The sequence below is a fragment of the Microcystis sp. M109S1 genome (genome assembly GCF_020247025.1).
GTDB lineage: Bacteria > Cyanobacteriota > Cyanobacteriia > Cyanobacteriales > Microcystaceae > Microcystis.
The window spans coordinates 1-11,791 of record NZ_JADBRW010000192.1; the positions used below are offsets into that span (position 1 = coordinate 1).

The following is an 11,791-nucleotide window of genomic DNA, read 5'->3' on the forward strand; positions in this document are numbered from 1 at the left end:
CAAGCAGAACATAACATCCTGATGCACCCCTTCCATATGTTAGGTGTTGCTGGTGTGTTCGGCGGTTCCTTGTTCTCCGCGATGCACGGTTCTCTAGTAACTTCTTCTTTAGTGCGTGAAACCACTGAAATCGAATCTCAGAACTACGGTTACAAATTCGGTCAAGAAGAAGAAACCTACAACATCGTTGCCGCTCACGGTTACTTCGGACGTTTAATCTTCCAATACGCTTCTTTCAATAACAGCCGTTCTCTGCACTTCTTCTTGGGTGCATGGCCGGTAATCGGTATCTGGTTTACGGCAATGGGTGTTAGCACCATGGCGTTTAACCTCAACGGTTTCAACTTCAACCAGTCGATTCTCGATTCTCAAGGTCGTGTAATTGGTACTTGGGCCGATGTGTTGAACCGCGCTGGTATCGGTATGGAAGTAATGCACGAGCGTAATGCACATAACTTCCCCTTAGACTTAGCTAGTGGCCAACAGGCTCCTGTGGCTCTGATTGCTCCTTCTATCAATGGTTAATTCCTAGTCTGAACGAAAAGGCACTCCCGCGAGGGGGTGCTTTTTTGTTGTTAGAATTATGATATAGCTCGATGTTAAATGGATGCAGATTTTATGCTATCACCTCAAATTATTGAACTTGAACAAAAGTTACGAAATTTTTCTGTGGAAGATAAACAATGGTTATTGGAGCAGTTACATCAACAATTAGGATTGAATAATCAAAAAACAACTAAACAAGCATTAATGGATAGTTGGAATGAAGCTTATAGTGATGGTTTAGACGAATCAGAAACTCTAATGTTAAAAAAAATACGACATCATCAACGTCACTTATCTGAATAAATATGACGATTTTTCAAGGAGAGATTTATTGGATTGATTTAGGAGAACCACAAGGTTCTGAACCTGCTTATCTTCGTCCTTGTGTTGTGGTGCAAAATGATGCTCTGAATCAGTCACAAATTGGGACGGTTATTGTGTGTGCATTAACAACCAATTTGAGACGAGCAAAAGCTATTGGTAATGTTTTATTGAATGAGGGTGAAGGGAATTTACCTGAATCCAGTGTTGTTAATGTTTCACAGGTTTTCACGGTTGATAAGCGTCTTTTAACGGAGTCTATCGGAAGACTTTCTCAAGAAAAAATTAAAGCAATTATTGAAGGAATTAAGTTAGTTATTGAACCTCAAGAACTCGAATAATAGGGGGTTATAAAATATAAAATTATAAAAAAAGCGATCGAGCTACCGCCCAAATAATTGTCCAAAGATATCTGGCCGCTAGTCTCTGTTTAGAAACCCTGCTAAAACTCTCAGAAGATTCCCTGAGTTATCATTATGCTACTCACCTAATTGGTCTCAATTTTGATCCTAATTTTTATCGGTTTATTCAGGTCAATTCCGACACAGATTATCTGCTGCTTCGCCTACGGCAAACTCACGATATCTGGCATATAGTAACGGGTTTTGGTGTCGATGCGATGGGAGAATTGCAACTGAAAGCTTTTGAATTAAGTCAAACTCGTCGCCCTCTAACTATTGTCCTACTTTTAGGGGGATTATTCGGAGCTTTATTTTCTTCCCCACTTTCCTTAGCCTCTCTCTGGGAAGAGATTGTCATCGCCTATAATTTGGGCAAAAATACTCGACCTTTTTTAGCGCAAAAATGGGAACTAGCTTGGGAGAAATCCCTGCTAGTTTGGCGGCAAGAATTGGCGATTGTCCACTCGAACCTAGAAAATTAATTTTGCCCGACTAATTAGCTGCCAGAGATTGCTGTTTTTCTCAAACTCAACTTGGGCAATTTGATCGAGAAAAACTCTAGACTAACTAACTAGAATAAATCCCGATTAATGGGATAAAACACGGTCATTTGCCGATTCAGGAGGCTCGATTCCAGTTTAGCAGGGGTCAGAGGACAGAAAAATTTTCAGACAATCGGGAAAAAGTGACAGGGGAAAAATTTTTCCGAACTGGAGTAGCAAAAAAGTCCCAGTCTGGGTAAAATTGATTATCGATCGATTGTGTGAGGAGTTCGATCCCCATGACCAATAAACACACAGCAAGGCTGCTGGGTAGTTACCTGCAGCGCCTGCCTGCCCATAGCTGGCTCGTCCTAGTTTTTTGGGCTTTGATTATCGCCCCAGTCCAGGCTGCTGTCGAATTACGCATTGCCATCAGTAAAGGTGTTAGTGCCGTCTCCGTGGGCAGTTCCACCGATGCTGTGGTGAAAGATGGGGCCGGCAGAGTCTTAGGAGAATTGACCGCCATGAATGCCCTCAATGCTAATCCCAGAGGAAAAGCGGTGGGTTTGGCCGATTGGCAGGCCAGTCAATTGATCATCGAACCGGGGAATGATGGTTACGTCTGGATTAATGATCGCTGGTATCGAGGACGGACAAGGATCATTCGGCAAGGTTCTGGGGTGACAGCCCTAAATTTAGTCGATTTAGAGGAATATCTCTATAGTGTCGTCGGTGCGGAAGCGATTCCCTCCTGGCCGCAAGAGGCCTTAAAAGCCCAATCCGTGGCGGCGCGCACCTATGCTCTCTACCAAATGAATACTTCCGGCAATCGCATCTACGATCTCGATACTACCACCCGCACCCAAGTTTATAAGGGTCTAGAAAGCGAGTTTACTAGCACCCAGGAGGCGGTTAATGCCACCGCCGGACAAATTATGAGTTTCAACGGCAAACCGATTCTAGCGGTGTTTCACTCCTCCTCTGGGGGCCATACGGAAAATGTCGAGGATGTTTGGAATTCCCCCTTACCCTACCTGCGCGGTGTCATCGATTACGATCAAGTCGCACCGGTATTTCAATGGTCAAAAAACTTTAGTGCCAGGGAATTAGGCCGTTTAATCGGTGGTGTTGGTCGCGTGCGATCGCTATCTCCCGAAAGGACCACTCCCCACGGACGAGTGATTAGAATGCGTGTAGTAGGCGATCAAGGCTCTAAATTAATCTCTGATACCCAATTACGGCGAATACTCGAGCTGCGTAGTACCCTATTCACGATTTCAGCTGATAACGGTACTTTTGCCATTAATGGTCGCGGTTTCGGTCATGGGATCGGTTTAAGTCAATGGGGCGCTTTTTCCCTCGCTGACCAAGGGGTGACTTATGACCGCATTCTCAGCCATTATTATCAAAATGCTCGTTTAACTGAAATGCCCAACTAAAAAGGCTGTCAGCCATTTCCAGTGAACAGTAAACAGTAACCTGATAACAAGGATCGAATCTAAAACCTAATTGGTTAAGCTAAGTAGGGCTTGCTGAAAATTACTGAAAGCCTTACTAGAAAACGGTTCTGGCACTTTTTTAGCCAAAAAAGTGCCAGAAACAAACGTTGAGAAATCGATCCGAGGGACTCAAAACCCTTGCACTTTCGATCTTCGATCTCGAAGGGTTCCGCTTCCAGACGTGCGAGGTCATTCTGTTATTCTGACTTCCCCTCCCGACTCCTGACGACCGACTCCTGACGACCGACTCCTAACCCCACCAATAAACTTTTTCAGCAGACCCTAAGTAGGGAGGCACAATTATTTGTAGGATGGGTTAGCGGTAGCGTAACATGAGCGGGCGTTGGGTTTCATGCTTCAACCCAACCTACGTTCATTTGATCAGTGATCACTGATAACTGATAACTGATAACTGATAACTGATTATGAGATAATGTCTGATCTCACTTGTAATTTTTGACTTGCATGACCATCGTTACCGAAGCCTTAACCGAGTTGGAACCAGTCATAAAAACTACCTTTACCGTCGAGGAAATTCGCCAACTACTGCCCCATCGTTATCCCTTTGCCCTAGTTGATCGTATTATTGACTATGTACCCGGTCAAAAGGCCGTTGGCCTAAAAAATGTCACGATCAACGAGCCTTTTTTTCCCGGTCATATTCCCAATCGTCCCTTGATGCCGGGGGTGTTAATTGTTGAATCCATGGCCCAAGTGGGGGGAGTGATTTTGACCCAATTACCCAGGATGAAAGGAAAATTTTTTGCCTTCGCTGGCATTGATAAAACCCGTTTTCGTCGTCCTGTGGTGCCAGGGGATCAATTAATCATGACGGTGGAATTATTATCCTTCAAGATGAATAAAATTGCTAAAATGCAAGGGGAAGCAAGAGTCGATGGGCAATTGGCCGCTCAGGGCGAAATGATGTTTTCCATCTTTGATTGACCTATGAATTTTGATCGAGATCGTCTCCGACAAGAACTAAATTTATTTGCTATTCTAGGGGCTTTTATCACCAATATTTTCGCTAATATTTTCCCTCTCAACGGCGAAAATATCGGGGCTATCTCGAATACAGTTTTTCAAGATGTCTTAATTATTCCCGCTAATTATGCTTTTGCTATCTGGGGATTAATCTATCTGGGTTTAATTAGTCTGGGAATTTACCAAGCTTTGGCTTTCAATAAAACTGAACCGCGTTTGCGTCGGTTAGGCTACGAATTAGCCATCGCTAGTGCTTGTCAGATTCTCTGGGTAATTCTCTTTCAATCCCGTTTTTTTATCCTGTCTTTACTGGCAATGCTAGGCATTTTAATTCCTCTCATCCGGCTTTATCTCCGCTTAGAAATTAATCGCTTTATTGTCAATCGTAAACAGCGTTTATTAGTTAATGCTCCTATTAGTATCTATTTCGCTTGGATTACCGTAGCCACGATTGTCAACGTCGCTTCGGTGCTAGATTGGACCAACTGGAACGGTTGGGGAATTGCTCCTAGTATCTGGACGATGATAATCATGGTTATCGGGGCAATGATCGCGATTTTAGTCGGTTTAAACCGAAAAGATCGGGCTTTTATCGGGGTGTTTATCTGGGCTTTCTTGGCGATCGCTGTTAAACAGGTCTCTCTGCCTCTAATTGCGATAACGGCGATTACATTAGCGATTATCCTAACTTTTCTGGTTTTTAGTCGCAGTTTTCGTCCTCTGAGTCGTTAAGATGCGGGATCACAGCGAATTTCGACGATAAAGCCATCGGGATCGTAGAAGTAAACCCCCCTCCCAGTCGGACGGGTCACGGGTCCACTAGCAATAGTAATTCCCTGACTTTGTAGCACTTCTAGGGCAAAATCGAAGCATTCGGGAGCAATATCGAAGGCTAAATGGTTGGCACGGGTAAAAGCGATTTCGGCATTGTCGTCGGGGGGGTTTAAATCTGGTTCCCAAAATAGGTCAATTACTGTACCATCGGGGGTGATAAAATTGGCCACTTTTCCCTGGGCAACTAATTCTTTTAAGGTACTGGGAATTTTTTCCCCCACTAATTCCTCTAAGCCTAAAATTTCCCCATAAAAATGACGAGAAGCCTCCATATCTTTGACGTTGAAAGCGATATGATGGACTTTTCGCAGTTGACCAATTTTGAGTTTTTTCGTGGTGACAGAAGGACTAATAGTCATCTTAGTTATCATTTATCAGTAAAGGGTTGGGGGATTTTTCAGTGAACAGTAATCAGTAATCAGTCGACTTAAGAGTTAATTTTTTGCAATAATTGCCGAATGGATTCCGCATCTTGAGCGTTGGGTAGGAGAGCGAGATAGAAGCCTAAATCCTGTTGCGCTCGGCTGAATTGTCCAATTTGATAGTAAACTAAACCTCGATCGCGCAGCTCTAGGGGATGATTAGGAATGAGCAAAAGTAGCAGCTCTATTGTCCGAATTGTCTGAGACCATTGTTGACGATTCAGGTAAATATATTTTAAATTAGTCAACAAACGTAATAAAATTTGCTGATTGGTAGCAATATTGAGAAAATGTTCTTCTAATTTAACTGGCTGTTGATAAACTTGACTTAATCTTTCTTGACAGTCCTGTTTAAATAAGATTTCACCACCGTGAAAGGGATCGACAAAAATTTCCACTTCCTCGAAATCGGGACGGATAATAAAATGACCCGGCATACCAATTCCTACCATGGGAAAATCGATCTGTTTGGCAATCTCTAAATAGATGATCGAGAGAGTGAGCGGAATACCTGTGCGGCGATCAATTACGTCATTTAAGTAGCTATTGCGGGGGTCATAGTATTCTTGGGTATTACCAGTAAATTGTAAATCTTCAAACAAATATTGATTGATAATCTTGACTATTTTTAAAGGATATAATCTATCGGGTAAACGTTTTTTTACCTCCTCAGCCATTAAATTTATTCTATTTAAATAGTGATCAATATTGAGGCGCGGATATTCAAAATTGGCTATTTGTAGGGCTGCCCGAGCTAGATTTATCTCAGGGTCAGGATGTTGAATTGTTTGGATGAAGGCTTGGTATAAGAGTGCAAGGGTCATTAGCAAAGAGTATTAATCAGATTATCAACTATTTTAACCGATCCTTCCGATTTTATCGCTTCTCTTTTCCGATCACCATTAAATATTCAGCGATTTAGATAAGCTTTGCTGGGAAGAGTAGCGAGAAATCTTGTCAATGTCTAGATTAACCACGGCTTTTTCTAAAGGGAGCGTGCGACAATTTTTATTTTGAGACTGCACTTGATAAACTAATTGATTTGTCCAATCTAAAGCAGTTAACCAACCACTTTGAGGATGATAAACCCCAGTTTCAATGTCTAGCCAACCGCTGCCGCGAGCTAGTTGTCCCGGTTTGACATCGGGAAAGGTAAAGGTTAAAGTATGACCTGTGATAATTAGTTTATCCTTGAAATAGGGTTGGGTCATGGTATGAAATTCATTTCTAATCCAACAAAACTGCTCGTTTGTTTGCTGTTCAAGGGGATATTCTGGGTGTACTCCCGCATGAACTAACCAAATATCTCCTAGGTCTAAATAAGCGGGTAGGGATTGGAACCAATTGATATGCTCGGCGGGTATATTGTTATTATAACTTAGTAGTGTCGCCGCCCCACCACTCTCGATCCAGCCGTTGAACCATCTTTCAGGAACTTCTTTTCCCGTCAGAGCTTTTAAGAGCATATATTCATGATTTCCTAGAAGACATTGGTAGTTATTTTTGATGACAAAATCCACCACTTCCAAGCTCTGCTGTCCTCGATCGATTAAATCTCCCAGAAAATAAACCTCATCCTCACTATCAGGAGCAACTCGGTTTAATAGTCGCAAAAGTGTCTGAAAACTGCCATGCACATCTCCGATAATAATACGACGCGGTTCTTGAGTCTGTTTCCCTATTTTTCTAAACAACACACACCCCTCTCTAATCGCTGACTATACTGACATTGCTACTCTTTTATTGCTAAAAAAGGAGTTTTTATAAGGTCTTAATTTTATTATAGGACAAAGCTTTCCCTCTGACAGTCACTGGTTTTGGGGAACGCCGGAACTGCGGCAGAAAGGGGATGTGATTGTTTTGTAAAGTATTTTTGCAATCTCTGGACAAGGAGCGGTCAGGTTATGGTATCATTTTTTTATGATGATTTTTATACAATCGGATGTAAGCGTATACATTTAAACGCAAAGATTCCCATTATATAAAAAAGTATCTCAAAAAAATGCACACTTGTCAAGCATGATCAAAAAAAAAGTTTTTTTTTGAGATTATAATCAAAAAAAATTAGTTTTCTGCTTCTATGATAACCCTAATTAACGCTAGAATTCCCGCCCATCAGGATCGACAACAAATAGAGATAAATGCTGCGGGAAAGATTGAGAGGATAAGGGAGATGGGGGGAAGGATAAGAGGGGAAAAGATTATCGATATGGAAGGGGATTGGCTATCGTTAGGAGGAGTAGATTTACAGATCAACGGAGGATTAGGATTAGCATTTCCTGACTTAGAAATAACAGATCTAGAAAAATTAGATAAGATTAGCGATTATCTGGGGAATCAAGGAATTGATGGTTATCTTCCCACCCTAGTCACCACGTCTGTGGAGAAATTTCAAAAATCCCTCTCAGTAATTGCCAAATATATCGAGAAACAGAAACAGGAAAATCGAGCGAGCGCGCAGGTTTTAGGAGTACATTTAGAGGGTCCATTTTTAAACTATGAAAAAAGGGGGGCGCATCCGGCCCAATATCTTTTAAACCCAAGTATAGAAACAGTAGATAAAATCTTTGGGGACTACTTATCGATCGTAAAAATTATCACCCTAGCCCCAGAATTAGATAGTAGCGGTACGGTGATTAAATACCTAAGCGATCGAGGGATTACCGTCAGTTTAGGACATTCGCAAGCGAGTCAAGAAATAGCCAAAAAAGCCTTTTTACAGGGGGCAAAAATGGTTACTCATGCCTTTAATGCCATGCCTCCTTTACACCATCGTCAACCGGGGTTATTAGGGGAAGCAATTATCAATCGCGATGTGTATTGTGGGTTAATTGCCGATGGTCAACACATCCATGCAACCATGATAGAATTATTACTAAAAGCCAGTAATTATCATCGAGGAATTTTCTTAGTTAGTGATGCTTTAGCACCGATCGGTTTAGGGGATGGTGTCTATCCTTGGGACGAGAGAGAAATTGAAGTTAAACAGGGAACAGCAAGACTTTTTGACGGTACTTTAGCGGGAACAACTTTACCCTTATTACAAGGAGTAGCCAATTTAGTTAACTGGGGAATATGTGATTTAGAAACAGCAATTCTTCTAGGGACAGAATCCCCCAGAAAAGCGATCGGATTAGCGGGTTTATCGGTGGGACAACCTGCCAACTTTTTGCGTTGGCAATCGGCATCAAATTGGGAAAGATTGGATTTCCGCCAGCATTTTGGACTCTAACTGTTGAATGAGGGTATCGAGAGCCACTTCGAGGCTATCAAAACATTCAGGAGGGGAAAGATCGGGTTGAAAATAAATCAATTTTACCTGACCATCACCGATAGCGACTATAGCCACTTCTTCCCTGGGATTATAGCGATAAATAATCCCAAGCATCTCTTGAATTTTGCGATTAACCTGGCGATTTAATTTCTCTAGAGCTTCCTTAGAACAACAGACAAAATGGGGCTGGGGTTTAAGATCGATGCCCAGGGTTTCTTGGGCATCTTCTCCCCATTCCGAGAGTAAACCCCACATTAAACCGGCTAATTCCTGTTGATTTTCCTGCACGAATTGATCTAATTGATAGCGCCATTGATTAGCGGGATCATCGGGGATTGGTTGTTCAAATCTCATCATTAGCCTCTTTTCAGTTATCAGTTATCAGTTATCAGTTATCAGTTATCAGTTATCAGTTATCAGTTATCAGTTATCAGTGATCACTGATCAGTTATCAGTTATCAGTCCTTGATAAGGGGGGGAAGCTGACAATTTTTAACACCTACCTACTTATCGAAAAAATCGGGACTAAAACCTCACCTTAAGGCGAAAAGTTTTGGGAGCGGGGCATAAATCCCCGTTACAAAAACGGACTCCTGCCCCTGCCGACCGCCGACCGCCTTCGTTAACGACGGTACTCATCACCGCAATCACCGATTAACTGCAATAAATCCTGGGATTTTTGCAAGACATGATCAATTTTTTGATAGTCTTGGGGGGATAATTGAAAATCGAAAATACGGGCATTTTCTTGGATATGTTCAGCAACACCCAAACGTACCCCAATAATTGCTCCAGCTACGGCTTTTTGTTCGAGAACATAACGCACTGCCACATTAGGAATGGTGACATGATAGGAATCAGCGATCGCTTTAAGAACGGTTAATAATTCTTGGAATAATTGCCAGTTTCCCCAAGCATTGATCATGTTTTTATATTTCCGTAAACTAGCGGTATTGAGACTCATGGCATTAGGTTCAGGATGACCGAGATATTTTGCCCCTAATAAGCCTCCTGCTAGAGTACCATAGGCGAGTAGATAGATGTTATGTTCCTGGCAAAATTGCGCCATTTTAGCTAGAGGACGACGATCGATCAGGGAAAACTGGACTTGATTGGAGACTATTTTAATCCCGGCGCTGAGAATAATTTTTAAATGTTCCGTGTCGAAATTAGTCAAGGCCAGGTGTTTAATTTTGCCTTCCTGTTGTAATTCTCCTAAAAAATATAAGGCATCTAGATAATTTTTATCGCGATAATCCCACCAGTGAAACTGCAATAAATCGAGACTATCCACATCCATACGACGTAGGGAAATAGCGATATTTTTTTCGACTATTTCCTTAGTCATTTTACCCGGACGGGGAACCCATTTAGTGAAAGCTTGCAGATTATTTAAAGCATCAATGCCCCTTTGGGCGACTAATTGACGACGAAATTCACCGATAAAATCTTCGGCTGGACCGTAATGATCGGCCAGATCCCAAGTGGTGAAACCGGCATCTAGATAGGAAAACATACTAGGGATCGCTTTTTGGGGTGCGATCGAACCATGGGATCCTGAAACTTGCCACATTCCGTTCAAAATACGACAAATTTCCAGATCGGGGGTAAACTGTAAGCGACGAGATTCGGACATGGGGACTTTTCAGTGATCAGTAAACAGTAAACAGTAATCAGTGAAAAGACAGCAGAAAACTGCCATTGAATACTGCTCACTTAATATTCTATTCTCCTACTGACTACTGATCACCGATTACTGATTCAAGACAGATCGATCGTCCCTGTCCAGAAAAAAGCGGTAAAGGGGAAGACTTTCGGAAAAATCTCCCCCTTTTTGGGTTTTTGCTGCTCAATTTTTGCCTGCTTAATATTCCACTTCCAATCGCGCTGCGGTGACAGCATCAAAAGCGAAAGCGAGAACTATAGGCATAGGACAAGCGAGGATGACACAGAGAATTAAAGCTGTTACAGTCAATCCGATCGCCACTCCTAACCAAAGTTTTTCGGCAGGAGATAGACCTTTTTGGCGCTTAATTTTTTGTAACACTTTGGTGGGAATTGGTTCTGGCATCACGGCATTGGGAGGGAATGCCCAATAATTACTGTAGCGTTCGAGAAATAGCTCTGTCCAGCCGTTTTCTTGACACCATTCTTGAATCCATTGTTCGTGAAAGTGTTTCATTGCTTCCCTGTTAACTTTTTCCAGTGATTACTATAAACATCTCCTGATGTGAACTTCATCCTAGCAAAGCTATCTTAAGCGTCGATCGGATTCAATAAAACTTAATATATCTGGGGATTGGGTGTAAGGGAATAGGGAAATAATTGTTAAAAAATTTCGGTTCTTGACTCGCTACAGATTCCTTGTAATTTTTGGTCCCAAATATCGAGGGGAAGGGTATCGAGATAGGCAAAGTCAAAGACAATCCCGATCGAGGGGATAGCTTGCCATTCGGGGGAATGTAGGAGACGATCAAAATAACCTCCCCCGTAACCTAAGCGATAACCTTGGCGATCGCAAGCGACGGCGGGAATTAACAGTAAGTCCACTTCGGCAGGTAAAATGAGAGGAGCGATCGCTGTTGGTTCATAGATGCCATAACGATTTAATTCTAGGGGATCGTCGGCAGTCCAACAGTGCCAAGTCAGGCTATCTCCGTCACAACGGGAAAAACCCCAGCGATGGTGCTGGCAAAATAAGGAACTTAAATCCGGCTCTTGACGATGACTGAAGTAAGCGAGAATGGTTTTAGCGTGCTGAAATAAAGGTAAAGATTGTAAATTTTTGCAAAGTTGCTGACTATTTTCTTGCCAAATATGCTTAGGAAGCGCTCGTCTTTGGGTAATTAGTTGTTTGCGTAATTGGGCTTTTTTGGTAGCAGAATCCTTGACATCCTCGCCGCCGTAAAACGGACGGCGATTCCTCACCACGCCACCTTTTTAGAATGGTCGCTGAATGGGGTTGACGCTTCACGGGATGCTGCTTCTTTAACAGAAGTCTTACGCTTTCCTCCACGTCCGTTTAAAG

Annotated in this window: 15 protein-coding genes; 8 read left to right on the plus strand and 7 right to left on the minus strand. The window is 42.3% G+C overall.

What is annotated here, in order from left to right; all coding sequences use genetic code 11:
* The 7 genes from IM322_RS09225 to IM322_RS09255 form a co-directional block, all read left to right on the plus strand.
* On the plus strand, positions 1-525 hold a 525-nt coding region (locus IM322_RS09225), incomplete at its 5' end, for a photosynthetic reaction center family protein (protein WP_502866914.1).
* Between the two features lie 93 nt (positions 526-618).
* A complete protein-coding gene (locus tag IM322_RS09230) occupies positions 619-849 on the plus strand; it encodes a hypothetical protein (RefSeq protein ID WP_287672396.1) in 231 nt (76 codons plus the stop codon).
* A 2-nt stretch (positions 850-851) separates the two neighbouring features.
* On the plus strand, positions 852-1,208 hold the full coding sequence (locus IM322_RS09235) for a type II toxin-antitoxin system PemK/MazF family toxin (RefSeq protein WP_287672387.1): 357 nt from the start codon (positions 852-854) through the stop codon (positions 1,206-1,208).
* A gap of 71 nt (positions 1,209-1,279) precedes the next feature.
* The gene (locus IM322_RS09240) at positions 1,280-1,750 is read left to right on the plus strand and encodes a Coq4 family protein (protein ID WP_287672397.1); all 471 of its coding nucleotides are present in this window, start codon (positions 1,280-1,282) and stop codon (positions 1,748-1,750) included.
* A 299-nt stretch (positions 1,751-2,049) separates the two neighbouring features.
* Positions 2,050-3,189, plus strand: coding sequence for a SpoIID/LytB domain-containing protein (locus IM322_RS09245; RefSeq protein ID WP_287672388.1), 1,140 nt, complete (start codon positions 2,050-2,052; stop codon positions 3,187-3,189).
* A 525-nt stretch (positions 3,190-3,714) separates the two neighbouring features.
* The gene (fabZ, locus tag IM322_RS09250) at positions 3,715-4,194 is read left to right on the plus strand and encodes a 3-hydroxyacyl-ACP dehydratase FabZ (protein WP_287672390.1); all 480 of its coding nucleotides are present in this window, start codon (positions 3,715-3,717) and stop codon (positions 4,192-4,194) included.
* A 3-nt stretch (positions 4,195-4,197) separates the two neighbouring features.
* Positions 4,198-4,965 carry a TspO-related membrane protein gene (locus tag IM322_RS09255; RefSeq protein ID WP_287672391.1) on the plus strand — a complete coding sequence of 256 codons (768 nt, stop codon included), beginning with the start codon at positions 4,198-4,200 and terminating at the stop codon, positions 4,963-4,965.
* Here IM322_RS09255 and IM322_RS09260 read toward each other — a convergent pair.
* The 3 genes from IM322_RS09260 to IM322_RS09270 all read right to left on the minus strand — a co-directional run bounded on the left by IM322_RS09260 (position 4,962) and on the right by IM322_RS09270 (position 7,186).
* On the minus strand, positions 4,962-5,426 hold the full coding sequence (locus IM322_RS09260; RefSeq protein ID WP_286826328.1) for a VOC family protein: 465 nt from the start codon (positions 5,424-5,426) through the stop codon (positions 4,962-4,964). The genes IM322_RS09255 and IM322_RS09260 overlap by 4 nt on opposite strands.
* 68 nt (positions 5,427-5,494) lie before the next feature.
* Positions 5,495-6,313 carry a SirB1 family protein gene (locus IM322_RS09265; protein ID WP_287672392.1) on the minus strand — a complete coding sequence of 273 codons (819 nt, stop codon included), beginning with the start codon at positions 6,311-6,313 and terminating at the stop codon, positions 5,495-5,497.
* Between the two features lie 78 nt (positions 6,314-6,391).
* Positions 6,392-7,186, minus strand: coding sequence for a metallophosphoesterase family protein (locus tag IM322_RS09270; RefSeq protein WP_287672393.1), 795 nt, complete (start codon positions 7,184-7,186; stop codon positions 6,392-6,394).
* A 383-nt stretch (positions 7,187-7,569) separates the two neighbouring features.
* Between IM322_RS09270 and nagA the strand changes: the two genes are divergently transcribed.
* Complete coding sequence (nagA, locus tag IM322_RS09275) at positions 7,570-8,721, plus strand: N-acetylglucosamine-6-phosphate deacetylase (protein ID WP_287672394.1); 1,152 nt, start codon at positions 7,570-7,572, stop codon at positions 8,719-8,721.
* Here the strand turns inward: nagA and ccmS are convergent.
* From ccmS to IM322_RS09295, 4 genes are all read right to left on the minus strand, one after another.
* On the minus strand, positions 8,677-9,117 hold the full coding sequence (gene ccmS / locus IM322_RS09280) for a beta-carboxysome assembly chaperone CcmS (protein WP_287672398.1): 441 nt from the start codon (positions 9,115-9,117) through the stop codon (positions 8,677-8,679). The genes nagA and ccmS overlap by 45 nt on opposite strands.
* 268 nt (positions 9,118-9,385) lie before the next feature.
* The gene (locus IM322_RS09285; RefSeq protein WP_286826324.1) at positions 9,386-10,399 is read right to left on the minus strand and encodes an aldo/keto reductase; all 1,014 of its coding nucleotides are present in this window, start codon (positions 10,397-10,399) and stop codon (positions 9,386-9,388) included.
* Between the two features lie 228 nt (positions 10,400-10,627).
* Positions 10,628-10,945: a slr1957 family protein gene (locus IM322_RS09290; RefSeq protein WP_287672395.1), complete on the minus strand. Its 318-nt coding sequence runs from the start codon at positions 10,943-10,945 to the stop codon at positions 10,628-10,630.
* Between the two features lie 146 nt (positions 10,946-11,091).
* Positions 11,092-11,691, minus strand: a complete 600-nt coding sequence (locus IM322_RS09295; protein WP_287672399.1) for a 5-formyltetrahydrofolate cyclo-ligase — start codon at positions 11,689-11,691, stop codon at positions 11,092-11,094.
* Positions 11,692-11,791 lie beyond the last annotated feature (100 nt).

Coding starts and splice junctions, on each gene's coding strand:
- IM322_RS09230 (WP_287672396.1), top strand. CDS start 619: ATGCTATCACCTCAAATTATTGAACTTGAACAAAAGTTACGAAATTTT.
- IM322_RS09235 (WP_287672387.1), top strand. CDS start 852: ATGACGATTTTTCAAGGAGAGATTTATTGGATTGATTTAGGAGAACCA.
- IM322_RS09245 (WP_287672388.1), top strand. CDS start 2,050: ATGACCAATAAACACACAGCAAGGCTGCTGGGTAGTTACCTGCAGCGC.
- fabZ (WP_287672390.1), top strand. CDS start 3,715: ATGACCATCGTTACCGAAGCCTTAACCGAGTTGGAACCAGTCATAAAA.
- IM322_RS09255 (WP_287672391.1), top strand. CDS start 4,198: ATGAATTTTGATCGAGATCGTCTCCGACAAGAACTAAATTTATTTGCT.
- IM322_RS09260 (WP_286826328.1), bottom strand. CDS start 5,426: ATGACTATTAGTCCTTCTGTCACCACGAAAAAACTCAAAATTGGTCAA.
- IM322_RS09265 (WP_287672392.1), bottom strand. CDS start 6,313: ATGACCCTTGCACTCTTATACCAAGCCTTCATCCAAACAATTCAACAT.
- nagA (WP_287672394.1), top strand. CDS start 7,570: ATGATAACCCTAATTAACGCTAGAATTCCCGCCCATCAGGATCGACAA.
- ccmS (WP_287672398.1), bottom strand. CDS start 9,117: ATGAGATTTGAACAACCAATCCCCGATGATCCCGCTAATCAATGGCGC.
- IM322_RS09285 (WP_286826324.1), bottom strand. CDS start 10,399: ATGTCCGAATCTCGTCGCTTACAGTTTACCCCCGATCTGGAAATTTGT.
- IM322_RS09290 (WP_287672395.1), bottom strand. CDS start 10,945: ATGAAACACTTTCACGAACAATGGATTCAAGAATGGTGTCAAGAAAAC.